We start from the raw sequence: 23,164 nt of genomic DNA, 5'->3' as shown, positions 1-23,164 counted from the left end.
GCAGGGCGGGGACGGACGCAGCGCTCGTGCTGGAGGACGGCCGGGTATTCCGCGGCCGGGCCTACGGCGCCGTGGGCGAGACGCTCGGTGAGGCGGTGTTCTGCACCGCGATGACCGGGTATCAGGAGACCCTCACCGATCCGTCCTACCACCGCCAGATCGTGGTGGCCGCCGCCCCGCAGATCGGTAACACCGGCTGGAACGACGAGGACGACGAGTCCGCGAAGATCTGGGTCGCCGGGTACGTGGTGCGCGATCCCGCGCGGCGCGCGTCCAACTGGCGCGCCACCACCACACTGCCGGACGAACTGGAGCGCCAGCGGATCGTCGGCATCGCGGGCATCGACACCCGCGCGCTGGTGCGTCACCTGCGCACCCGCGGCTCGATGAAGGCGGGCATCTTCTCCGGTGCCGCCCTCGCCGCCACCGACGAGCTGGTGGCCAGGGTGAACGACCAGCCGTCCATGCTGGGCGCCGACCTCGCGGGCGAGGTGAGCACCGACGCGCTCTACACGATCGAGCCGGACGGTGAGCACCGGTGCACCGTCGTCGCGGTCGACCTCGGCATCAAGACCAACACCCCGCGCATGTTCGCCCAGCGCGGCATGCGGGTGCACGTCGTGTCGTCGGCCACGTCGCTGGCGCAGATCCTCGAACTGAAGCCGGACGGGGTCTTCCTGTCCAACGGCCCCGGCGACCCGGCCGCCGCGGGCACGGCGGTCGAGCTGACCCGTGGCGTGCTCGGCGAAGGGCTGCCGCTGTTCGGCATCTGCTTCGGCAACCAGATCCTCGGCCGCGCGCTCGGCCGCGACACCTACAAGATGAAGTTCGGCCACCGCGGCATCAACATCCCGGTGGTGGAGCACGAGACCGGCCGGATCTCGATCACGGCGCAGAACCACGGGTTCGCGCTGGAAGGCGAGCGGGGCGAGCGGTTCGAGACCCCCTTCGGCACGGCCGAGGTGAGTCACGTCTGCGCCAACGACGGCACGGTCGAAGGCGTCCGGCTGGTCGACGGCCGCGCCTTCTCGGTGCAGTACCACCCGGAGGCCGCCGCCGGACCCCACGACGCCGCGTATCTGTTCGACCGTTTCGCCGGTCTCATGGAAGGAGCCTGATGCCTCGCCGCGAGGATCTGAAGCACATCCTGGTGATCGGTTCTGGCCCGATCGTCATCGGCCAGGCGTGCGAATTCGACTACTCCGGCACGCAGGCGTGCCGGGTGCTGCGGGCCGAGGGCCTGCGGGTGTCGCTGGTGAACTCGAACCCGGCGACGATCATGACCGACCCGGAGTTCGCCGACTCCACCTACGTGGAGCCGATCACGCCGGAGTTCGTGGAGAAGGTTATCGACAAGGAGCGTCCGGACGCCATCCTGGCCACCCTCGGTGGCCAGACCGCGCTGAACACCGCCGTCGCGCTGCACGAGCGCGGCGTGCTGGAGAAGTACGGCGTGGAGCTGATCGGCGCCGACTTCGACGCCATCCAGCGCGGTGAGGACCGGCAGAAGTTCAAGGACATCGTCGCCAAGGTCGGCGGGGAGAGCGCCCGCTCGCGGGTCTGCTTCACCATGGACGAGGTGCGCGAGACGGTCGGCGAACTCGGCTTTCCCGTCGTGGTGCGCCCGTCGTTCACCATGGGCGGGCTCGGTTCCGGCATGGCCTACAACGACGAGGACCTCGACCGCATCGCCGGCGGCGGCCTGGCCGCCTCGCCCACCGCGAACGTCCTCATCGAGGAGTCCATCCTCGGCTGGAAGGAATACGAGCTCGAGCTGATGCGCGACGGCCGCGACAACGTCGTGGTGGTCTGCTCGATCGAGAACGTCGACCCGATGGGCGTGCACACCGGTGACTCGATGACCGTCGCCCCCGCGATGACGCTCACCGACCGCGAATACCAGAAGTTGCGCGACCTCGGCATCGCCATCCTGCGCGAGGTCGGCGTCGACACCGGCGGTTGCAACATCCAGTTCGCGGTGAACCCGCTCGACGGCCGCCTGATCGTCATCGAGATGAACCCCCGCGTCTCGCGCTCCTCGGCGCTGGCCTCCAAGGCGACCGGCTTCCCGATCGCGAAGATTGCCGCCAAGCTGGCCATCGGCTACACGCTCGACGAGATCGTCAACGACATCACCAAGGAAACCCCGGCCTGTTTCGAGCCGACCCTCGACTACGTGGTCGTCAAGGCGCCACGGTTCGCGTTCGAGAAGTTCCCGGGTGCCGACGGCACGCTGACCACCACCATGAAGTCCGTCGGCGAGGCGATGTCGCTCGGCCGCAACTTCGCCGAGGCGCTGGGCAAGGTGCTGCGTTCGCTGGAGACCAAGGCCGCGGGCTTCTGGACCGAGGACGACGGGGCGTGGACCGACGCCGAAGCGATCCTGGAAGATCTGCGCACGCCCACCGAGGGGCGCATCTACCAGGTGGAGCGGGCGCTGCGCCGCGGCGCGAGCATCGAGGACGTCGCGGCCGCCTCCGGCATCGACCCGTGGTTCGTCGCGGAATTGGCCGGCTTGGTCGAGCTGCGCCAGGAGATCCTCGACGCGCCCGTGCTGGACGAGCCGCTGCTGCGCCGCGCCAAGCACTACGGCCTGTCCGATCGTCAGCTGGCCGCGCTGCGGCCGGAGCTGGCGGGGGAGACCGGCGTGCGTGCCCTGCGGCACCGGCTCGGTGTCCGCCCGGTCTTCAAGACCGTCGACACCTGTGCCGCCGAGTTCGAGGCCAAGACCCCGTACCACTACTCGGCCTACGAGCTCGATCCCGCCGCCGAGTCCGAGGTGGCGCCGCAGCGTGAGCGGGAAAAGGTGATCATCCTGGGGTCCGGTCCGAACCGGATCGGCCAGGGCATCGAGTTCGACTACTCGTGTGTGCACGCGGCGCAGACGCTGTCGCAGGCCGGGTACGAGACGGTGATGGTCAACTGCAACCCGGAGACCGTCTCCACCGACTACGACACCGCTGATCGCCTCTACTTCGAGCCGCTGACCTTCGAGGACGTACTCGAGGTCTACCACGCCGAATGCGAGTCCGGCACCGTCGCGGGCGTCATCGTGCAGCTGGGCGGGCAGACCCCGCTCGGCCTCGCGCAGCGCCTCACCGACGCGGGCGTGCCGGTGGTCGGCACCAGCGCGGCCGCCATCGACCTGGCCGAGGACCGCGGCGAATTCGGTGACGTGCTGGTCGCGGCCGGGCTGCCCGCGCCGAAGTACGGCACAGCGACCACGTTCGCGCAGGCGCGCAAGATCGCCGCCGAGATCGGGTACCCGGTGCTGGTGCGCCCGTCCTACGTGCTCGGCGGTCGCGGCATGGAGATCGTCTACGACGAGAAGTCGCTGGAGGGCTACATCTCCCGCGCGACCGAGCTGAGCCCGGAGCATCCGGTGCTGGTCGACCGGTTCCTGGAGGACGCGATCGAGATCGACGTCGACGCGCTGTGCGACGGCGAGGAGGTCTACCTCGGCGGCGTGATGGAGCACATCGAGGAGGCGGGCATCCACTCCGGCGACTCGGCCTGCGCGCTGCCGCCGATCACGCTGGGCCGCAGCGACATCGAGGCGGTGCGCCGCTCGACCGTCGCGCTGGCCAAGGGCATCGGCGTCCGCGGCCTGCTCAACGTGCAGTACGCGCTCAAGGACGACGTGCTCTACGTGCTGGAGGCCAATCCGCGCGCGAGCCGGACGGTCCCGTTCGTGTCCAAGGCGACCGCGGTACCGCTGGCCAAGGCCGCCGCGCGGATCATGCTCGGCGCCACCATCGCCGAACTGCGCAAGGAGGGCATGCTGCCGAGCGAGGGCGATGGCGGACACGTCGCGCTGGACGCTCCGGTCGCGGTCAAGGAGGCCGTGCTGCCGTTCCATCGCTTCCGGCGTGCCGACGGCAGCGGTGTGGATTCGCTGCTGTCGCCGGAGATGAAGTCCACCGGCGAAGTGATGGGCATCGACGCCGATTTCGGCACCGCCTTCGCCAAGAGCCAGACCGCCGCCTACGGCTCGCTGCCCACCGAGGGCACCGTGTTCGTCTCGATCGCCAACCGGGACAAGCGCGCGATGGTCTTCCCGGTGAAGCGCCTGCACGACCTCGGCTTCCGCATCCTGGCCACCGAAGGCACGGCGGAAATGCTGCGCCGCAACGGTATTCCGTGCGAGCAGGTGCGCAAGCACTCCGAGGTGAGTCCGGGCGACGAGCCGACGATCGTGGAGCAGATCCGCGACGGGGAGGTCGACATGGTGTTCAACACCCCCTACGGCAACTCCGGTCCGCGGGTGGACGGCTACGAGATCCGCAGCGCGGCGGTCGGGGTGAACATCCCGTGCATCACCACCGTGCAGGGCGCGGCGGCCGCGGTGCAAGGCATCGAGGCCAGCATCAACGGCGGAATCGGGGTGCGGTCGCTGCAAGAACTGCACTCGGTGCTGCGTGGGTGAGCCGCGGCAGGAGGGATCGGGCGAGATGAAGACCTTCGGCGACCGTTTGCGGCACGCGATGGACCACTTCGGGCCGGTGTGCGTCGGCATCGACCCGCATCCGGAACTGCTGCGGTCCTGGGGCCTCACCGAGGACGTCGAGGGGCTGGAGCGGTTCGCCGAGATCTGTGTGGAGGCTTTCGACGGCCTGGTCGCGCTGGTCAAGCCGCAGGTCGCGTTCTTCGAGGCCTACGGCTCCGGCGGTATCGCGGTCCTGGAGCGCACCATCGAGGTGTTGCGCGCCTCGGGGACCTTGGTGCTCGCCGACGCCAAACGCGGTGACATCGGGTCCACCATGGACGCCTACGCCCGGACCTGGCTGGCCGACGGTCCGCTCGGGTCCGACGCGGTCACCGTCTCGCCGTATCTCGGATTCGGCTCGCTGTCGCCCGCGCTCACGCTGGCGCAGGCCAACCAGCGCGGCATCTTCGTGCTCGCGGCGACCTCGAATCCCGAAGGAGCGCAGGTGCAAGGGGCGGTGGCCGCGGACGGTCGCGCCGTGGCGCAGACGATGGTCGACGAGGCCGCGGCCCGCAACGCGGGCGAAGCGTTCGGTTCGGTGGGCGTGGTGGTCGGGGCCACCTTGCGCGCGGCCCCCGACCTGTCCGGGCTGAACGGGCCGATCCTCATGCCCGGAGTCGGCGCGCAGGGCGGCGGCCCGGAAACGATCCGGAACCTGGTCCCCGAGCCGATGCTCGGGGCTGTCGTGCCGAACGTCTCGCGGGAAGTGCTCCGGGACGGCCCCGCCGTCCCGGCACTGCGTGCCAGCGTGCACGCCCGCCAGGACGCGTTCGCGTTTCTGCGGAAATGACCACGAAGGCCGGCGCACCCGCGCCGGCCTTCTGTTTTTCGCCACCGTGCGTGCAGGTGCACGCCCACACGCGGCCTTTGCCGGTGCCTGTGCGCGCTCCTGGGCCGATTTCGGGGACCGTGGGTGCACGGAGCGGCGCATCGCTCCTGGACCGGCGTACAGGGCCAGGATCCGGCATCGGATGCCGCGCACGGCGGCCGCGACGACCCCGATGTGACGCCCGACACGCGGTGGGAACTCGCGACACGCGGAAATTTTCGAGAAAGTTCCTGGTAGGGCGGTCGAGGGGTTGCTGGAGTGATGCGCTGCCGTGTCGCAACCCTTCCGCAAACCACTCGGTTTGTCGAAAACTCCCTGCTGACGGCCTATTTCGCGAGTTCGGCAGCGCGAACCGCGCGGTGGCGCGGGCGGACCGCCACCGGTGCCGTCCCGGTCGGCTCGGCATTCGGAATCATGCGCTGACCTGGGGGGTGGGTTCGCAATCGGCGGACGTCGTGGGTACGGTCGCTGAGACTGCCGGGTTACTGGCAGGAGTTGATGCAATGAACGATGAGACGGAGGAACCGTGGCCCTTCCCCAGCTGACTGACGAGCAGCGCGCCGCTGCTTTGGAGAAGGCGGCTGCCGCTCGCCGCGCTCGGGCGGAGCTCAAGGAGCGCTTGAAGCGTGGCGGCACCAACCTGAAGCAGGTCCTCACCGACGCCGAGACCGACGAGATCCTCGGCAAGATGAAGGTGTCGGCGCTGCTGGAGGCTTTGCCGAAGGTGGGCAAGGTCAAGGCGGCGGAAATCATGAGCGAGCTGGAGATCGCCCCCACCCGGCGGCTGCGCGGACTCGGCGATCGGCAGCGCAAGGCGCTGCTGGCCCGGTTCGACTTCGACGCCTGACGACGAGGGTGATCGAACACACGCGGAAGGGTCGGCTGGTAGTACTGGTCGGCCCCTCGGCCGTGGGCAAGTCCACCGTGGTCCGCTGTGTCCGCGAACGACTGCCCGACCTGGTCTTCAGCGTGTCGGCAACGACCCGGGCCCCCCGGCCCGGGGAGGTCGACGGCCTCGACTACCGCTTCGTCTCCCGTGCGGAGTTCGACGCGATGATCGAGGGGGGTGAACTGCTCGAATGGGCGGACATCCACGGCGGGTTGCAGCGGTCGGGCACCCCCGCCGGGCCGGTGCGCGCCGCGCTGGCGGAGGGCCTTCCGGTGCTGGTCGAAGTGGACCTGGAGGGCGCTCGGTCGGTGCGCAGGGCGATCCCGGAGGCGATCCTGGTCTTCCTGGCTCCGCCGAGCTGGGAGGAGCTGGTGGCGCGGCTGACCTCGCGCGGCACCGAGTCGCCCGAGGTGATCGAGCGCCGACTGGAAACGGCGAGGATCGAGCTGGCGGCCTGTGACGAGTTCGACATCGTTATCGTGAACGACGAGGTGACCAGCGCCTGTGAGCAGTTGGTATCGTTGTTCGTTAGCACAAATTCGAGTTCGTGACCTCCCCAACACCAGGAGTCCCCCTAGTGAGCAGTACGGACACCAAGACCGCGCCCGCCTACGACACGCCGGTCGGCCTCACCAACCCGCCGATCGACGAGTTGCTCGAGCGCACGTCGTCCAAGTACGCCCTGGTCATCTACGCGGCCAAGCGGGCCCGCCAGATCAACGACTACTACAACCAGCTCGGCGACGGCATCCTCGAGTACGTCGGCCCGCTGGTCGAGCCGGGTCTGCAGGAGAAGCCGCTGTCGGTCGCCCTGCGCGAGATCCACTCCGACCTGCTCGAGCACTCCGAAGGCGAGTGAGGCGAACCGAGTTCGCCGTGACCACGACTAGGCCGGAGGCGTAGTGACCACAAGGATCGTCGTCGGCGTAGCCGGAGGAATCGCCGCCTACAAGGCGTGCTCTCTGGTCCGGCGGTTCACCGAGACCGGACATGACGTCCGGGTGATCCCCACCCACTCGGCGCTGGAGTTCGTCGGCAAGGCGACCTTCGAAGCACTGTCCGGGAACCCGGTGCACACCGGCGTGTTCTCCGACGTGCCGGAGGTCCCGCACGTTCGGCTGGGCCAGGAGGCGGACCTGGTGGTCATCGCCCCGGCGACCGCCGACCTCATGGCGCGCGCCGCGTCCGGCCGTGCCGACGACCTGCTCACCGCCACGCTGCTGACGGCCCGATGTCCGATCTTGTTCGCGCCCGCGATGCACACCGAGATGTGGGAGCATCCGGCGACCGTCGCCAACGTCGCGACGCTGCGCGCCCGCGGTGCGATCGTCATGGAACCCGCGGCGGGCCGGCTCACCGGTGCCGACACCGGTCCAGGACGACTGCCCGAGCCCGAGGAGATCTTCGGTCTCGCGTCGCTGCTCATGGAGCGCGCCGACGCGATCCCGCGCGATCTGGCCGGCCGCCGGGTCGTGATCACCGCGGGCGGCACCAGGGAACCGCTGGATCCGGTGCGTTTCCTCGGTAACCGCAGCTCCGGCAAGCAGGGCTACGCGCTCGCGCGGGTCGCCGCCCAGCGCGGCGCCCACGTCACGCTCATCGCGGGCAACACGATCGAGATGGCGGCGCCCGCCGCCGTCGACCTGGTGCACATCACCACCGCCGAACAGCTGAAGACCGCCGTCGACAAGCACGCCGTCGGCGCGGACGCGGTGATCATGGCCGCGGCCGTCGCCGATTTCCGGCCGACCAACGTCGCCGCCGCCAAGATCAAGAAGGGCGCGGGCGAGCCGGACGTCATTCCGCTGACCAAGACCGACGACATCCTCGCCGGTCTCGTGCAGGCGCGACGTGACGGACAGCTGCCCGGCACCGCGATCGTCGGCTTCGCCGCCGAGACCGGTGACGAGCACGGCGACGTCCTGACCCACGCGCGGGCGAAGCTCGCCCGCAAGGGCTGCGACCTCCTCGTGGTCAACGCGGTCGGCGAGGGCAAGGCGTTCGAGGTGGACACCAACGACGGCTGGCTGCTCGGCGCGGACGGCACCGAGCAGGCGCTCGATCACGGGTCGAAGGCGTTACTGGCCAGCCGGGTGCTCGACGCGCTGAGTGTGTTGCTGCGCTGAGCCGGGCCGTGTGCTGCCAGGATCGATATCCGATCGGTCGTTCGCGCCGCCGTCGTCTTTTCGGCACCTCCGGGACACCGCCGGTTCAGCTGTCTGGGATGGCTGTGCGGTAGGTCCCCGCCGTGTCGGTGTTTTGGAATAGTCTGGGATCTAAGGGTTGCTCGGTCGCGATATCGCGTTACTGTCGCAACCCGATACGAGTAACCCGTTGAGGGAGAGGGAAGAACTGTGCGCACGTCCGGGAGCCGGCTTTTCACCAGTGAGTCCGTGACCGAGGGTCATCCGGATAAAATCTGTGATGCCATCAGCGATTCCATTCTCGACGCGTTGCTCGCGGAAGATCCGCGCAGCCGGGTCGCGGTGGAAACCCTCGTGACGACCGGCCAGGTTCATGTCGCCGGCGAGGTCACCACGTCGGCGTACGCCGATATTCCGCGAATTGTCCGGGAGAAGGTCCTGGAAATCGGATATGACTCTTCCGCAAAGGGATTCGACGGAAATTCGTGCGGTGTGAATATCGCGATCGGAGCGCAGTCCCCGGATATCGCGCAGGGTGTGGACACCTCGCACGAGGCGCGCGTGGGCGGCTCCGACGACGAGATCGAGCGCCAGGGCGCGGGCGATCAGGGTTTGATGTTCGGCTACGCCACCAAGGACACCCCTGAGCTCATGCCGCTGCCGATCGCGCTCGCGCACCGGTTGTCGCGCCGCCTGACCGAGGTGCGCAAGTCGGGTGTGCTGCCCTACCTGCGTCCGGACGGCAAGACCCAGGTCACCATCGAGTACGAGGGCGACCGCCCGGTCCGCCTCGACACGGTCGTCATCTCCACCCAGCACGCCGCCGACATCGATCTGGACAACCTGCTCGCGCCCGACATCCGCGAGAAGGTGCTCGACGCGGTGCTCGCCGACCTGGAGGTGCCCACGCTGGACACCTCTAACATTCGCCTGCTGGTCAACCCCACCGGCAAGTTCGTGCTCGGTGGTCCGATGGGCGACGCGGGCCTGACCGGCCGCAAGATCATCGTCGACACCTACGGCGGCATGGCCCGCCACGGCGGCGGCGCGTTCTCCGGCAAGGACCCGTCGAAGGTCGACCGTTCGGCCGCCTACGCTATGCGCTGGGTCGCGAAGAACGTGGTCGCGGCCGATCTGGCCGAGCGGGTGGAGGTCCAGGTGGCCTACGCGATCGGCAAGGCCGCCCCGGTCGGCTTGTTCGTCGAGACCTTCGGCACCGAGAAGGTCGACCCGGCGCGCATCTCCACCGCGATCACCGAGGTCTTCGACCTGCGTCCGGGCGCGATCATCCGCGACCTGGACCTGCTGCGCCCGATCTACGCGCCGACCGCCGCGTACGGCCACTTCGGCCGCACCGACGTCGACCTGCCCTGGGAGCACACCGACCGCGCGGACAAGCTGCGCGCGGCCATCGGACTCTGATCTCGATCAGGCCCGAGTGAACGAACCCGCGGCGGACACCTCCGCCATCGAGGCGGACGGTCCGTCCGCGGGTGCCGCGGCGGTGCGGCTGCCGATCGCCCGGGTGCTCCCGCTGCTGTCGCCGGCGCACCTCGACCGCGACTTCGACTACGTGGTGCCCCCCGAGCTGGACGAACTCGCCCAGCCCGGGGTCCGGGTGCGGGTCCGTTTCGCGGGCCGCCTGGTCGACGGTTATCTGCTCGCGCGATCGGCGCACACCGACCACGGCGGCAAGCTGGTCAAGCTCGAACGGGTCGTCTCCGGCGAACGCGTGCTGACGCCGGAGATCCTCGAACTGGCCGACGCGGTGGCCGCCCGGTATGCGGGCACCCGCGCCGACGTCCTGCGGCTGGCGATCCCCCCACGCCATGCCCGCACCGAAACCGGTGGCCGCAAGAAACCTCCTGCCGCACAGGCTGCTTCGGCCGAGTCCTTGGATCCCGATCCCGCTTCCCCGGCGATCCCTGCGGAATACTCCGACAACGTTTCGACCGAAATTTCGCCAGACGCTACGTCTTTCGATTCGCGATCCTCGGATACCGATGTGGCGGAAGGTGAGACGGCAGATACCGGCGATGGTTCGGCGCTGGAGGGCGATACCGCCGGAGCGAGGGAGCCGAGTGGTGCGAGAACGGCAGGTGGGCAACCGCTTACGGCAGACGGCGGTGCTGTCGGGGCTGGTGGCCCGGTTACGGTGACCCCGGTGGGTGGGCAGCAGTACACCTCGGAGACGGACAACGACGAAGCTCACGCCGGGTCGACTTCGGGGCCGCGGAAAGTATTCACGGTCGACGCGCGAATCGGTGCCGAGCAGGACGCCGCCCCTGCGGACCGGGCTGCTCGCGGCGACTCGCAGGTTCCGCTGGAACCCGTGGATGTCGCTCCGTGGGAGCGCTACGTGCACGGGGCGGCATTCGTCGGTGCGCTCGCGCAGGGGAAAGGGGTGCGCGCGGCCTGGCAGGCGCTACCGGGCGAGGACTGGCCCCGCCGGCTGGCCGAACTCGCGGCCGTGGTGGCCGGGCAAGGGCGCAGCGCGATCCTCATGGTGCCCGACCAGCGCGATCTCGATCGGGTGCTGGCGGAATGCGCGCGTCTGGTCGGGGATTCGGCCGTCGGACTCGCCGCCGGTCTCGGCCCCGCCGCAAGGTACCGGCGCTGGCTCGCGGTGCTGCGTGGCACGGCCCGGGTGGTGGTCGGCACGCGCAGCGCGGTGTTCGCCCCGGCGGTGAACCTCGGCCTGATCGCGCTGTGGGACGACGGCGACGACACCTACGCCGAACAACGCGCGCCGTATCCGCACGCCCGCGAGGTCGCGATGTTGCGCGCCCACGAGACCGGCGCGGCCTTCGTCGCGGCCGGGTTCGCGCGGACCGCCGAGATCCAGGCCGTGGTCGATTCCGGCTGGGCGCACGATCTGGTCGCCGACCGCGCCGTACTGCGCAAAGCCGCGCCCCGGATCAGCGCCCCCGGCGACAGCGACATCGCGTTGGAACGAGATCCGGTCGCACGGGCCGTGCGAATTCCCGGCGTCGCCTTCGCCGCCGCTCGCGCCGCCCTGAAGGAGGGGGCCCCGGTGCTGGTGCAGGTGCCCCGTCGCGGTTACATTCCCGCGCTGGCCTGCGGGAAATGCCGCACTCCGGCCCGGTGCAGGCACTGCAGCGGGCCGCTCGCGCTGCCGGAAGCCCGGGGATCGGCGGCCGAAGCCGGGGCGGTCGCGCAGAGCCCCGCTTGTCGATGGTGCGGGATCACCGAGGCCGCGTTCCGTTGCACTACCTGTGGGTCGCGCGCGCTGCGCGCCGTGGTGATCGGTGCGGCGCGCACGGCGGAGGAACTGGGGCGCGCCTTCCCCGGCGTGCCGATCCGCGGTTCCGGCGGCGGCACGGTGCTCGACAGCGTGGAGCCGGGCCCCCAAGTGGTCGTCTCGACGGTCGGCGCCGAACCGGTGGTCCCCGGCGGTTACGGCGTCGCGCTCTTGCTCGACGGCTGGGCGCTGCTCGGCCGTGCCGACCTGCGGGCCGCCGAGGACGCGCTACGCCGCTGGATGGCGGCGGCCGCGCTGGTCCGTGCGCACGGCCAGGTCATCGTGATGGCCGAGCCCTCCATCCCCACCGTGCAGGCGCTGGTCCGATGGGATCCGGTGGGCGCGGCACGGGCCGAGGTGGCGGCACGGGCCGAGGTCGGGTTCCCGCCCGCGGTCCGCCTCGCCGCGATCGACGGCACCGCCGACACCATCGCCGAACTGCTCTCGGCGGCGGAACTGCCCGATGCCGTCGACCGGCTCGGACCGGTGCCGCTGCCGGACGGCGCCCGCAAGCCCTTCTCCTCCGGGGACTCGCCCGCCGAAGTCGAACGCCTGCTGCTGCGGGTCGAACGCCGCCACGGAGCGGCGCTCGCGCGGGCCTTGCGCGCCGCCCAAGCGGTGCGCAGTACGCACCGCTCCGACGCGCCTCTTCGCGTCCAGATCGATCCCGTCGATATCGGCTGACAGGCTGGGACCGGGTCAGGCGAAGGCCGCCCGATTGCGGATGGCCCAATCGGCGTAGTTCGTGGCCGGCCGCCCGAGCACGCGGGGAACATCGGGGCTGATCAGCTGTTCGGCGGGTGTCGGCTCGCCGAGAATGGCCAGCGTGTGCTCGACGACCGGCTCGGGCATGAAGCGGGCCATTGCTGAATAGGCCTGTGCGCGAGTCAGTTCCACGAATCGGAGCGGTTCGCCGAGCGCCGTGCCGAGCGCCTCGGACTGACCTCGCGGCGTGGCGAGTTCCGGACCGGTCAACGTGTAGACCTGTCCGGCGTGCCGGGAGTCGCGCAGCGCGGTCGCCGCCACCGCCGCGATGTCGGCCGGATCGATCGAGGGCAGCCCGACGTCACCGAACGGCGCGGCGACCATACGCTCCGACCGCACCGATTCCGCCCAGGCATAGGTGTTGGAGAAGAACCCGGCCGGTCGAAGGAAGGTCCATTTCAGCCCGGAGTCCCTGATCGCCTGCTCATAGGCGACGAGCCGGGCGTAACCCGCCGCGTCGGGCCGGGTCGCCACGCCTTGCGAAGACACGAAGACGACTCGCCGCACGCCCCCCGCGGCGGCGGTCTTCAACACCTGCTCGGGTTCCGGGCCCGCCACCAATTGCTCGCCGGTGATCAAGAGAAACAGTGTGTCCGCGCCCGCGAAGGCAGGGGAGAGGCTTTCCGGCTCGCCCAGATCCGCCCGAACCGATCGGACTCCCTGAGGTAGTGAGAGATCCGCATGCCGAGCGACGGCCGTCACCTCCTCGCCGGCTTCCGTCAGCAAGCGCACGAGGGGCGCGCCGATATTTCCGGTGGCTCCGGTGACCACGATCATCCGTACTCCTTAGTTAGTTAACTGACTTAGTAGAAGTTAGCCGGTCGAGGTCGTGCTGTCTACAGTTAGTTGTGTGACTGACTCAGGAACGGGGACCAGGGCGGGCAAGCGGGAACGGTTGATCGAAGCCGCCGTGCGGGTGTTCTACCAACAAGGCGTGGAGAAGACGACGATCGCCGACATCGCGCGGGCTGCGGACGTCCCGGTCGGCAACGTCTACTACTACTTCAAGACGAAAGACCAGCTCATCGAGGCGGCCATCGGCTCGCACGCGCGCATCCTCGAGGCGGTGATCGAGGCGAGCGACCAGCGGGAGATGCCCGCGGAGCGCCTGAAGGCGCTGATCGCGGGGTGGGTTGCCGATCGTGACCAGACCGTGCGTTACGGCTGCCCGTTCGGCACCTTGTCGTCGGAACTGGACAAGCGGGGTGACGGGCTGGATACCGCGGCGGCCGATGTGATGCGCGTCCTGGTGGACTGGGCCGAACGGCAGTTCGCCGCGATGGGGCGCGCCGACGCCAGGGAGCTGGCGGTCGCCTATGTCGCGGCGTATCAGGGAATCTCATTGCTCACCAACACCTTTCGCGATCCCGAGCTTATGGTCGCCGAAGGGGCGAGGCTGGCGCGCTGGATCGATTCGTTGGCGAGCTGACCTCCCGCTGAAGTTCGGGACGGGAACCGGCCCTTGCGCTCGATGCATTGCCGATATATCGTCGATAACATGAATCGAACACAAGAGCCTTGGGAGGCCGACATGGAACACCGAGAACATCCAGAATTCGGCCGGCGTGGTCGTGGACCACAGCCCGGTCACGAGGGCTTCGAACGCGGGCGGCGCTTCCGCCGAGGCGGACGGCACGGCTTCGGCCCCGAATTCGGGCCGGGCTTCGGTCCCGGTTTCGGACCCGGCTTCGGTCCGCACTTCGGTCGCGGACGCGGTCGCGGCGGCCGTGGCAGGCGCGGTGACGTACGGGCTGCTGTGCTGCTGCTGCTCACCGAGCGGCCCATGCACGGATACGAACTGATCCAGCAGATCCGGGAACGCAGCGACGACCTCTGGCGCCCGAGCCCGGGATCGATCTATCCGGCGCTGGCGCAGTTGGAGGACGAGGGCCTGGTCCTCATCGAGAAGGTGGCCGGACGCAAGACCGCGAAGCTCACCGACACCGGCACCGAGTACGTCGCGGCGCACCGGGACGAGTTGGGCGACCCGTGGGCGGACGTGCAGCAGGATGTCGGGGCGCAGGCGATCGATCTGCGCGGACTCGTCGGACAGCTGATGGGCGCGGTGGCGCAGGTCGCGGCGGCGGGCACACCGCAGCAGGCGGCACGCGCGGCGGAGCTGCTCACCGAGACCCGCAAGTCCCTTTACCGCATCCTCGCCGAGGACGAGACCCCCGATAAGTAGGGGAGGCGAAACACCCCGATAGCGCGGGCATTTCGAGCCGATCGGAGCGATCATTGTGATATGCGACAGCCGAATGGGTCGGGAGCTTGGGGTATTTCACACTTGCGTGGCGCTGTGCTGGCCTTCGTGGTCGCCGGCGCCACCGCGCTGGGTTCGGGCGTGGTCTCGGCCGAACCCGTCGGCTTCCGGCCGCCCGACGTGCCGAGCAACGCCGGGCCGCCGCAATCCGATCACCTAGCCGCCGCGTGGTACCAGAAGAGCCACCCGAACGCGGTCCCGAGCGGCACCAATGATTTCGCCTGTGTGCCCAGCGCCGCGCATCCCCATCCCGTGGTGCTCGCGCACGGGACCGACTCCTCCGCCTATTCCGACTGGTCGGGGATCGCGCCGCGGCTGACCGCCGCGGGATTCTGCGTATTCGCGCTGAACTACGGCGGCAAGCCAGGGGCGGAGAGCTACGGTACCGAAGATCTGGTGCTCAGCGCCTACCAGATCGGCGCGTTCGTCGATCAGGTGCTCGCGACGACCGGGGCGGGCAAGGTCGACCTGGTCGGCTTCTCCCAGGGCGCCAACGTGACCCGGTACTACGTCAACAAGCTGGGCGGTGCGCCCAAGGTCGACCAGTGGGTCGGCCTCGCCTCGCCGAGCTACGGCGGCGTGATGTACGGGCTGGTCCCGGTGGCGCAGGCGATCCCCGGCGCCTTGCAGGCATTCGCCGCGGTGACCTCGCTCGCCGCCGTTCAGCAGGCCGAGGGGTCGCCCATCATGCTCGACCTCAACGCGGGCGGCGACACGGTGCCCGGCGTGCGGTACGTGACCGTCGGCAGCCGCGTCGACGAGATGATCCAGCCGTTCGAGAACATCGCGCTGCGCGGGCCGGGGGCGCGCAACATCGCCCTGCAGGACCTGTGTCCCACCGACCTCACCGGGCACTTCCACATGGTGTACGACCCGTTCGTGCAGGAGTTGCTGCTCACCGTGCTCGATCCGGGCAGTCCGGCGCCGGTGTGCCGGGCGGTCCCGCTGGGCACGGGCATTCCCGAGGTGATCATCGCGGGCAATTCCTGAACGCAGCCGCTGTCTTGGGATGCGCGGTGCCGACCGCACGCCCCATCAACCGTTCAATCAATGATTGAACCGTTGATGGAAACGTGATTGACTGAGCGCGTGCCGAAACAGGTCTCCGATAACACGAACACCCGCGATCGTCTGCTGACGGCCGCCGAACGGCTGCTGCTCGAGGGGCGATACGACGCGGTGTCGGTGCGCGGGATCTGCGCCGAAGCCGGTGCGAACCCGGCGGCGGTGCACTACCACTTCGGATCGAAGGACGCCCTCGTCGCCGCACTGCTCGAGGAGCGGTTGGGGCCGGTGTGGGAGAGCAGGCTGTCCGCTGTCACCAGCGGGCGCGGCTCGCTCGCCGAGGTGGTCGACGCGGTGATCGAACCCTTCGTCGCGTTGTCCGCCGATCCGGTCGGCCGGTTGCACCTGCGACTGCTGGCGCAATTCGTTCTCGGCAGGCACGTGACCGAATGGCGTCAGCCCTGGTTCCTGCTCGATTCGTGGGTGGGCCTGTTGCCGGGGGTGAGCGAGCGCGAGAGCCGCCGTCGGTGGATGTTGGCGTTCGACCTCGTCATCATGCGGTTCGGCAGCGCGGAGCACCGAGAGATGTCGCAGGAGGCGGTGGCCACCCTCCGGGACTTCGTGGTGGCCGGCTTGACCGCGCCGACAGGAGAGAAACGATGAACGACGTATTCGCACCGGCTCCGCTCGGGCCGATCACCCTGCGCAATCGGGTGATCAAAGCCGCCACGTTCGAAGGCCGCACGCCGGATGCCCTGGTCACCGACGAGTTGATCGAATTCCATCGCGAGGTCGCCGCCGGTGGGGTCGGGATGACGACCGTGGCGTACTGCGCGGTCGCTCCTGGCGGCCGCACCGACCGGCACCAGATCTGGATGCGCCCGGACGCCGTGCCCGGACTGCGGAGGCTCACCGACGCGGTCCACGGGGCGGGCGCCGCGGTGAGTGCGCAAATCGGCCATGCCGGTCCGGTGGCCAACGCGGCCTCGAACCGGGCTCCGGCGCTCGCCCCGAGCCGGATGCTCAGCCCCCTCTCGATGCGCATGATGCAGACTCCCGACGAGAACGGGATCCGCGACCTGGTGGCCGCTCATGCCGACGCGGCGAAGCTGGCCGAACGGGCGGGTTTCGATGCGGTCGAGATCCACTTCGGGCACAACTACCTGGTGAGCTCTTTTCTGAGTCCCAAACTGAACCGCCGCAAAGACCGGTACGGCGGCGCCTTGGCCAATCGGGCGCGGTTGGCGCGGGAGATCGCCGCGGCGGTACGGCGAGCCGTGGGTGGCCGTCTGGCGGTGACCGCCAAGCTGAACATGGAGGACGGCGTGCGCGGCGGGCTCACGGTGCCCGAGTCGCTGCAGGTCGCCGCCTGGTTGGAGGCCGACGGCACAGTGGACGCGCTGGAACTGACGGCGGGCAGTTCACTGCTCAACCCGATGCTGCTGTTCCATGGCGACGCGCCGCGGCGGTCGTTCGCCGACGTTCTCCCGGTGCCGGCGCGATGGGGATTCCGCCTGGTGGGCAAGGCATTTCTGAAGGAGTACCCGTACCGGGAGGCGTATCTGCTCGAGCGGGCGCGGCACTTCCGGCGAGAACTGTCGATGCCGCTGATCCTGCTCGGCGGCATCACCGAGCTGGACACCATGCGGCTCGCGATGGCGGAAGGCTTCGAGTTCGTCGCCATGGGCCGTGCGCTGCTGCGGGAACCGGATCTGCTGCGTCGCATTCGATCCGATGCCTCCACCCGGTCGGCCTGCGTGCACTGCAATGAGTGCATGCCCACGATCTACACCTGTACCCGCTGCGTGTTCCGTCCTGATCAGCCGCGCGAACCCCTGGAGCTGACGTTGTCGGCGCCGGCGAACCGGCCTGACCGGCCCGTCGGCCCCTGAGCGCGGGAGCCTACGAGGCGTAGGCCGCGATCAGTGGTGGAACGCGCGGAGAAGCGCGCCGTCCCGGGCGAGAACGAAGCGGATCGCCTCGTGGTCCTCGGGGGTCAGACAGGCGCGGCGCTTCTTCCAGAAGGCCAGGCTCGCGGTCAATCCGGGGTCGTCGATGGCGTGCGTTCGGCAGTGCTGGGCCAACATCACCCGCAGGCGTGGGGAACTCGCCGGGTGTCCGGCGAGATCGATCAGGCTGGTCAGCGTCTGGCATGCGGACACGAAGTCGCGCGCCGCGGCGGTCGGGTTTTTCGTGGGCCTGCTCATGGTCCCCTGGTGGTTGTCGGATGGGTCCCGCGCATCGCGTCGCTGTCGAAAATGTCTGCGGCACAGAAGGTTCGGACGACAGCGGTGCGCGCTGTGCGCTCACGCTGACATGTGCCCGGCTCCGGTGCCAGCAGAGGAGCGCCGGATCGAGCGCGCGATCGGACTTTTCTATCGGCGCCCGAGGTTCAGAACGACGTCAGACCGGCGACGAGCATCATCGTCATCGCGATGTCCATGGTCAGGTGCGGGAAGACCGTGACAACGCGGCGGCGGGTGGTCGATTCGACGCCGCCGGGCGGGCGGACCACGGCGGCCGCCGCGACCACCGCGTCCAAGAGGAAGACACCGGCAAGAAACCAGCCGAGCACTGGGTACGGCGAATCCACCGGGTGGCCGGTGGCCGCGTGGTGTGCGTGCCCAGTGGATGCGGCGGCAGATCCGAGCGTCGCGTAGACCATCGCGAGCGCGGCGACACAGTGATACCCGGCGGCGCCGATCCGGTCACCGCGATCGCTCGAACGGCCGCGCGTTTCCGCGATCAGCCACACCGCCGACGCGATCGCGAGGGCGCCGAAGAGCTGACGCCACCGGGTGGCCGAGAGCGATCCGCTCCACTCGCTCGCCATCACGGTCATGGCGGCGAGCATGATCAGGTGGAAGAGTTCCGAGCTTCGGCCCCCATAACGGTCGAGTCGCCCTGCTGCGGGGCGCGAACCGAGCAGGCCGACGGCCGCGACAACCGCGCCACCGACGCACAGCATGATCAGCGCCCAGTTCGCCGCGGCCGGCAAGCTCGCGTGGTGCACGCGCGACCTATGCCGGGCTGACGCGCACGTCGCGCCGCCCACCCAGATCGACCTCGATGACCCCCTCGCCGTTTTCGTCGGCGAGGAGCATCGGTTCGGTCGCGCCGGTGACGCGGTAGCCGCGGTGCGGGATCAACCGCTGCAGGGCCAGCCGCACCCGCCCGGCTTCGCTGCCCGGTCGCAGCACCAGCTCGAGTGCGCTGCCGTCGGTCACCGCCTTGGCGACCAAGACATCCGGATACGGCGCTCGGGCGAGGATCGGGCCGGTCCGCCACTCCTGCGGCACCGTGCCGAGAATGAGGTCCCGCAGTCCGTCGGGCCGGTTGAACCGGGCGAGCGCGTGGTGGGCGTTGGTCACCGTGGAGACTCCGGCGAAGCGCCGGGCGCCGTTGCGTTCCTCGACCCGATACCGGTCGTGCATGGAGCGGACCAGCGCCGCCGCGAGATCGGTCTCGCCCATCTCCGCGGCGGCGGTGGCCACGAAGATCCGCGTCATCCCGTCACCGTTGACCACGTTGTAGTTGCCCAGGTCGACGCGTGTGCGCGAACTGCCGCGCAGGCGCACATCGCGCCCGTCGAAGTCGACGAAACGATCCCGCAGGGTGGTCCACGTGCCGCGCGCGAGATCGGGCATCATCGCGTTGAGCCAGGCTACCATCCCCGCGTCGTAGCCGAGCACCGGCCTGCTGATGGTGATCGACGGGCCGAGCCTGCCCGGGATGAAGCGGCCGTTGCGCAGACGCCACCCGTCGTGCAGGTAGCTGTGCCGGATCCGGTCGACCAGATCGCCGGTGAGCGCGGTGCCGTGCAGGCGGTCGTGCATCACCAAGGTGTTGTAGGCGAAGACATTGCAGATCGGATAGATCAGGTGGGGTTCGCAAGCGTACTGCGGACAGTTCTTGCGGGCGAGCATGTTTCGGCGGAGCGCGCGGCTGAGGCGGGCGAAGTCGTACTCGTGTACCCGGTCCTGGCTCCACCGCAGCGTCAACGAGCCCGGCCGGTCGAAGCTCGGATCGGCGTTGAGTGTTTCGTAGAGACCGATCATGACGCCGAAATAGCCGGTGTACATGACATTCGCGTGCCGCATCGGATCGGTTTCCCTGCGGGCGTAGCCGATCAGGCTCTCGGTGGCCCAGTATCCCCACACCCGCTTGTCGCACATCTTGAGGATGGCATTGCGCTGCGCTTCGGCGAGGTACCCGGTGAAGGCGGGCGTCCTCGTGTACTGCGCCATCGCGAGGGCGTAGGCGACGAAGTTCAGCTGGTATCGCAGTGCGCTGCCCCCGATCTGCTCGATGCGGTCGAAACCGTCGAACCGGTCGAGCGGTTGCAGGGCGAGGTCGAGGACGAAGCGTTGGGACGCCAGATCGTCCTCGTTCGACTCGGTGACCGGGGGCCGGGTGCGTGCTGCCGGTGCGCTGGTCATGCCGCCACCTCGTGCCGGTCCGCGCGGGATGCCGGGACCGCCGCAGGCCCGGGGCGGTATGCGGTGGGCGGGAATTCGACGGGGTGCTCGGGTCGGCCCCGCAGCCGATGCCGGATCCGGAGCACGCCGGCGACGAGGTAACCGGCAAGGAGGCAGCACGGCATCGGACTACTCGCTTCCGCAAGCCACGGACGTTGTGGCAATGAGATGATTTGAGACTTATTTTATCAACCTCGCTGCTCCGAGGGAAGGGCGTGCGGCGGTGACTGCGGCGAATCAGGCTGCGTGGCAGCGGAATCGGGCGCTAAACGTGCACGTCTGCGTGAGGAGGATGACAGCACGACACGATGAAATGTCGATAAGGTTTCCATCGCAACATCTCATCGACTCAGAGCGGGAGAAGATCAGTGAGCAATGCATACGGTCGGAAGACGATCAGGACGGCGGTGGGAGTGACCAGCGCGGTTCTCTGCACGGTGCTGGCGACGACGGTGTCCGCGGCCGATCCGAACATTCAGGTCCCGGGCGTCGACGACGGGTTACCCAACTGCGCGGTGCTGAACATCAACGCGTTCGCCGGATACATCGGCACCGGCGAGCCGCGCCCGACCAGGGCGATGGACGAGAACTTCGCGACCGCACCGGTGGGGGACTGGTGCAACACGAATGTCGGTTATTCGTCCACCGGCTACGGCCCTGAGGGCGTGACCTTCGTCAACCCGCCGACGCGTGATGGCCTGTTCCCCTACAACAACTCCGAGGTCCTCGCCAAGCCGGTGTTCGAGCCCGGTCAGACGATGACCATCGACATCAAGGGCGCGCCCGACCTGACGACCCACAACGGCACCGCGGGCTGGGGCGTGTCGAACCGCTCCATCGATCCGCTCGGACTCGAGATCGCCTGGTTCATGTACAACGGCTCGCACGGATTCCTCGGCGACGCAAGCGAACTCACCCGGCCCATCTTCAACGTCCTCGGTCAGGACCTTCCCCGCGGCTTCTTCCTGATGGTCAAACGGGGCGGTGAGTTGGTACCGCAGATCACGCCGCTCGACCCGGCGCTGCTGTCGCAGGATCACTCCTACGCCGTGCGTCTCACCGAGCAACGCGTGGAATTCTTCATCGATGGCGCGCCGGTCGGAGCGTTCGGCAGCCCGCCGCACGGCAAGGGCGTCAACATCCTGCAGAAGCCGGTGCCGCTGCTCGGCCAAGCCTGGCTCGATGGCAGCTACTGGTTCCCGCTGCCGATTCCGGAGTACAACGATCGCGAGCAGCGACTCACGATGACCCGGTATCGGCAGGGTCCGAGCGAGAGCACCCCGCTGCGCTGAGCCCCCTGGATCGATCTTTCGCGCCGCGGGCGGTTCGAGGCCGGTGTCCCGGGTATGCGCGAGATGTCAGCTTGTTCCGAAATTTAGGAGGTTGTTGTGGCTGAACATGGAAGCGGTGCCCGGGAAGGCGTCGAAGGCGTCGTCGAAGACGCCAAGGGCAAGGTGAAGGAAGCGGCCGGTACCCTCACCGGTCACGAGAATCTGAAGGACGAAGGTCGCGCGCAGCAGGACAAGGCGGAATCGCAGCGCGAAGCGGCCGGTAAGGAAGCCGCGGCCGAGAAGGCCAGGGCCGAGGCGGACGTGGACGAGGCTCGTCAGTCCGCACACCAGCACGGGCGGTAACCCCCGCCCGGACCGCCGACACCGCCGCCGCCAGCCGAGCTGACGGCGGCGGATCGCGTTGTGGAGCGGTTGCCCCGGCCCGAAGGGGTGGTGCTGGCTCGTCACCATCGCGGACCGATCGGCCTGCGATGAGGGTGACCCACACGGAAGCCGCGTGCTGGATGCTGGACGAGCGAGAAGCCGAGCCCGGTCAGTCCCGGGACGCCCGGCGAGCGGCGCTCACCGCGCGCTTGGCGATGGCCCACCGGTGCACCTCGGAAGGGCCGTCGTAGATGCGGAACGGCCGCACTTCCCGAGAAAGGCGCGCCAGCGGGAGATCGTCGGAGACGCCGAGTCCGCCACACAGCTGAATGCTGCGGTCGACGATGCGGAAGATGGCCTCGGCGGCGAATGTCTTCGCGATGGAGGTGGCGTTGCTCGCGTGCTCCCCGTTGTCCAGTTCCCAGCAGGCACGCACCAGCAGCGCCCGGGTGGCGGCGATATCGATCTCGTTGTCGGCGATCATCTGCTGCGCCATGCCGAGATCGCCGATGCGCGCGCCGAAGCCTTCGCGCTGAGCGACCCGCTCGACAGCGATGTCGTGCCCGCGCCGCGCCGCGCCCAGCCACCGCATCACGTGCGTCATCCGTGCGGGGCCCAGCCGGACCTGGGCGTATTCGAAGCCGCGATCCACGGCGCCGAGCACCGCTTCGTCGGGGACGAACATGTCCTCGAAGAAGACCTCGCAGTGGCCGCCGATCATGGCCCGGTCCAGGGTGGTGATGTGCCTGCCCACGCGCAGGCCGGGGGTGTCGGCCGGGGTCAGGAACATGGTCGCGCCGCCGCGCTGCCCCGGTTCGCCGGAGGTGCGGGCCATCACGATGAAGAAGCCAGCGCCGTCGGCGCCGGTGATGAAGTGCTTGAGGCCGTTGATCCGCCAGCCGCCGTCGACCCTGGCGGCGCGGGTGGTCAGCGCCGCGGGGTCGGAGCCTGCCCCGGGCGCGGGCTCGGTCATCGCGAAGGCGGAACGTACTTCGCCGCGGGCGAGCGGCTCCAGGTAGCGGGACTTCTGTTCGGGGTCGGCGATGTGGGCGAGCATGTGGACGTTGCCCTCGTCGGGCGCCGCGATATTCAGCGCCGTCGGTCCGAACAGCGAGTAGCCCGCCTCCTCGAACACCGGCGCGCGATCCGACATCGACAGTCCGTGACCGCCGTACTCCACCGGCGCGTGCGGCGCGAAGACTCCGGCTTCGCGCGCCTGCTTGTTCAGCGCGACGCGCAGTCCGTCGCCGCCCGCGGCGGTGATGTCACCGTGGTGTTCGTCCTCGATCGGCAGCACCGTCTCCCGCACGAACGCACGGGTGCGGTCGGTCAGCGCCCGGACTTCCTCGGAATAGGTCAGATCGATCGGCATCGCGCATTCCTCCTCG

Annotated in this window: 21 protein-coding genes; 16 read left to right on the top strand and 5 right to left on the bottom strand. The window is 69.2% G+C overall.

The genetic code is table 11. The annotated features are described in order from the left end of the window. Nucleotides 1-26 precede the first annotated feature (26 nt). The 9 genes from carA to HOV91_RS13575 all read left to right on the top strand — a co-directional run bounded on the left by carA (nucleotide 27) and on the right by HOV91_RS13575 (nucleotide 12,294). The gene (gene carA, locus HOV91_RS13615; RefSeq protein ID WP_174185750.1) at nucleotides 27-1,118 is read left to right on the top strand and encodes a glutamine-hydrolyzing carbamoyl-phosphate synthase small subunit; all 1,092 of its coding nucleotides are present in this window, start codon (nucleotides 27-29) and stop codon (nucleotides 1,116-1,118) included. Continuing rightward, nucleotides 1,118-4,426, top strand: a complete 3,309-nt coding sequence (gene carB / locus HOV91_RS13610) for a carbamoyl-phosphate synthase large subunit (RefSeq protein WP_174185738.1) — start codon at nucleotides 1,118-1,120, stop codon at nucleotides 4,424-4,426. Before carA ends, carB begins: the two co-directional genes overlap by 1 nt. 25 nt (nucleotides 4,427-4,451) lie before the next feature. Next, complete coding sequence (pyrF, locus tag HOV91_RS13605; protein ID WP_174185737.1) at nucleotides 4,452-5,276, top strand: orotidine-5'-phosphate decarboxylase; 825 nt, start codon at nucleotides 4,452-4,454, stop codon at nucleotides 5,274-5,276. A gap of 565 nt (nucleotides 5,277-5,841) precedes the next feature. Next, the gene (mihF, locus tag HOV91_RS13600; RefSeq protein ID WP_028476708.1) at nucleotides 5,842-6,162 is read left to right on the top strand and encodes an integration host factor, actinobacterial type; all 321 of its coding nucleotides are present in this window, start codon (nucleotides 5,842-5,844) and stop codon (nucleotides 6,160-6,162) included. A gap of 8 nt (nucleotides 6,163-6,170) precedes the next feature. Further along, complete coding sequence (gene gmk, locus HOV91_RS13595; RefSeq protein ID WP_174185736.1) at nucleotides 6,171-6,755, top strand: guanylate kinase; 585 nt, start codon at nucleotides 6,171-6,173, stop codon at nucleotides 6,753-6,755. Between the two features lie 26 nt (nucleotides 6,756-6,781). Then, nucleotides 6,782-7,063 carry a DNA-directed RNA polymerase subunit omega gene (gene rpoZ / locus HOV91_RS13590; protein ID WP_039798918.1) on the top strand — a complete coding sequence of 94 codons (282 nt, stop codon included), beginning with the start codon at nucleotides 6,782-6,784 and terminating at the stop codon, nucleotides 7,061-7,063. 43 nt (nucleotides 7,064-7,106) lie between these two features. Next, complete coding sequence (gene coaBC / locus HOV91_RS13585; RefSeq protein WP_174185735.1) at nucleotides 7,107-8,330, top strand: bifunctional phosphopantothenoylcysteine decarboxylase/phosphopantothenate--cysteine ligase CoaBC; 1,224 nt, start codon at nucleotides 7,107-7,109, stop codon at nucleotides 8,328-8,330. A gap of 228 nt (nucleotides 8,331-8,558) precedes the next feature. Beyond that, nucleotides 8,559-9,770: a methionine adenosyltransferase gene (metK, locus tag HOV91_RS13580; protein ID WP_174185734.1), complete on the top strand. Its 1,212-nt coding sequence runs from the start codon at nucleotides 8,559-8,561 to the stop codon at nucleotides 9,768-9,770. A gap of 46 nt (nucleotides 9,771-9,816) precedes the next feature. Then, a complete protein-coding gene (locus HOV91_RS13575; protein WP_438822658.1) occupies nucleotides 9,817-12,294 on the top strand; it encodes a primosomal protein N' in 2,478 nt (825 codons plus the stop codon). Nucleotides 12,295-12,309: 15 nt separating this feature from the next. On the opposite strand, the gene HOV91_RS13570 is transcribed toward HOV91_RS13575, so the two are convergent. Continuing rightward, nucleotides 12,310-13,152: an NAD(P)H-binding protein gene (locus tag HOV91_RS13570; protein WP_174185733.1), complete on the bottom strand. Its 843-nt coding sequence runs from the start codon at nucleotides 13,150-13,152 to the stop codon at nucleotides 12,310-12,312. 73 nt (nucleotides 13,153-13,225) lie between these two features. Here HOV91_RS13570 and HOV91_RS13565 point away from each other — a divergent pair, with 73 nt between their 5' ends. The 5 genes from HOV91_RS13565 to HOV91_RS13545 all read left to right on the top strand — a co-directional run bounded on the left by HOV91_RS13565 (nucleotide 13,226) and on the right by HOV91_RS13545 (nucleotide 17,535). Continuing rightward, nucleotides 13,226-13,804, top strand: coding sequence for a TetR/AcrR family transcriptional regulator (locus HOV91_RS13565; RefSeq protein ID WP_174185732.1), 579 nt, complete (start codon nucleotides 13,226-13,228; stop codon nucleotides 13,802-13,804). 102 nt (nucleotides 13,805-13,906) lie between these two features. After that, nucleotides 13,907-14,560, top strand: a complete 654-nt coding sequence (locus HOV91_RS13560; RefSeq protein WP_174185748.1) for a PadR family transcriptional regulator — start codon at nucleotides 13,907-13,909, stop codon at nucleotides 14,558-14,560. Between the two features lie 114 nt (nucleotides 14,561-14,674). Then, complete coding sequence (locus HOV91_RS13555) at nucleotides 14,675-15,628, top strand: esterase/lipase family protein (protein ID WP_438822656.1); 954 nt, start codon at nucleotides 14,675-14,677, stop codon at nucleotides 15,626-15,628. Nucleotides 15,629-15,715: 87 nt separating this feature from the next. Then, complete coding sequence (locus HOV91_RS13550) at nucleotides 15,716-16,306, top strand: TetR/AcrR family transcriptional regulator (RefSeq protein ID WP_217440307.1); 591 nt, start codon at nucleotides 15,716-15,718, stop codon at nucleotides 16,304-16,306. Beyond that, a complete protein-coding gene (locus tag HOV91_RS13545; RefSeq protein ID WP_174185730.1) occupies nucleotides 16,303-17,535 on the top strand; it encodes an NADH:flavin oxidoreductase in 1,233 nt (410 codons plus the stop codon). The genes HOV91_RS13550 and HOV91_RS13545 overlap by 4 nt, the downstream gene beginning before the upstream one ends. Nucleotides 17,536-17,565: 30 nt before the next feature. Here the strand turns inward: HOV91_RS13545 and HOV91_RS13540 are convergent, their stop codons facing one another. The 3 genes from HOV91_RS13540 to HOV91_RS13530 form a co-directional block, all read right to left on the bottom strand. Next, complete coding sequence (locus HOV91_RS13540; RefSeq protein WP_174185729.1) at nucleotides 17,566-17,850, bottom strand: hypothetical protein; 285 nt, start codon at nucleotides 17,848-17,850, stop codon at nucleotides 17,566-17,568. A gap of 185 nt (nucleotides 17,851-18,035) precedes the next feature. After that, nucleotides 18,036-18,656 (bottom strand): DUF5134 domain-containing protein, encoded by a 621-nt coding sequence (locus HOV91_RS13535; protein WP_174185728.1) that lies wholly within the window; start codon nucleotides 18,654-18,656, stop codon nucleotides 18,036-18,038. Between the two features lie 7 nt (nucleotides 18,657-18,663). Beyond that, entirely contained in the window at nucleotides 18,664-20,082 is a 1,419-nt protein-coding gene (locus HOV91_RS13530) for a linalool dehydratase/isomerase domain-containing protein (RefSeq protein ID WP_174185727.1), read from the bottom strand. Nucleotides 20,083-20,489: 407 nt separating this feature from the next. Here HOV91_RS13530 and HOV91_RS13525 point away from each other — a divergent pair, with 407 nt between their 5' ends. Then, a complete protein-coding gene (locus HOV91_RS13525) occupies nucleotides 20,490-21,413 on the top strand; it encodes a hypothetical protein (protein WP_217440306.1) in 924 nt (307 codons plus the stop codon). Between the two features lie 96 nt (nucleotides 21,414-21,509). After that, on the top strand, nucleotides 21,510-21,755 hold the full coding sequence (gene mbp1, locus HOV91_RS13520; RefSeq protein ID WP_174185726.1) for a microaggregate-binding protein 1: 246 nt from the start codon (nucleotides 21,510-21,512) through the stop codon (nucleotides 21,753-21,755). Nucleotides 21,756-21,945: 190 nt separating this feature from the next. Here the strand turns inward: mbp1 and HOV91_RS13515 are convergent, their stop codons facing one another. After that, the gene (locus tag HOV91_RS13515) at nucleotides 21,946-23,148 is read right to left on the bottom strand and encodes an acyl-CoA dehydrogenase family protein (protein ID WP_174185725.1); all 1,203 of its coding nucleotides are present in this window, start codon (nucleotides 23,146-23,148) and stop codon (nucleotides 21,946-21,948) included. Nucleotides 23,149-23,164: the final 16 nt, after the last annotated feature.

It is taken from the genome of Nocardia barduliensis, assembly GCF_013315795.1.
GTDB lineage: Bacteria > Actinomycetota > Actinomycetes > Mycobacteriales > Mycobacteriaceae > Nocardia > Nocardia barduliensis.
The sequence above is the reverse complement of the archived record's forward strand: the minus strand, read 5'-3'. Positions and strand labels throughout refer to the sequence as shown.

Bases quoted from the DNA above. Each gene is read 5' to 3' on its own strand.
- HOV91_RS13570 (WP_174185733.1), bottom strand. From the start codon at position 13,152: ATGATCGTGGTCACCGGAGCCACCGGAAATATCGGCGCGCCCCTCGTG.
- HOV91_RS13545 (WP_174185730.1), top strand. From the start codon at position 16,303: ATGAACGACGTATTCGCACCGGCTCCGCTCGGGCCGATCACCCTGCGC.
- HOV91_RS13560 (WP_174185748.1), top strand. From the start codon at position 13,907: ATGGAACACCGAGAACATCCAGAATTCGGCCGGCGTGGTCGTGGACCA.
- HOV91_RS13515 (WP_174185725.1), bottom strand. From the start codon at position 23,148: ATGCCGATCGATCTGACCTATTCCGAGGAAGTCCGGGCGCTGACCGAC.
- pyrF (WP_174185737.1), top strand. From the start codon at position 4,452: ATGAAGACCTTCGGCGACCGTTTGCGGCACGCGATGGACCACTTCGGG.
- carB (WP_174185738.1), top strand. From the start codon at position 1,118: ATGCCTCGCCGCGAGGATCTGAAGCACATCCTGGTGATCGGTTCTGGC.
- HOV91_RS13540 (WP_174185729.1), bottom strand. From the start codon at position 17,850: ATGAGCAGGCCCACGAAAAACCCGACCGCCGCGGCGCGCGACTTCGTG.
- HOV91_RS13530 (WP_174185727.1), bottom strand. From the start codon at position 20,082: ATGACCAGCGCACCGGCAGCACGCACCCGGCCCCCGGTCACCGAGTCG.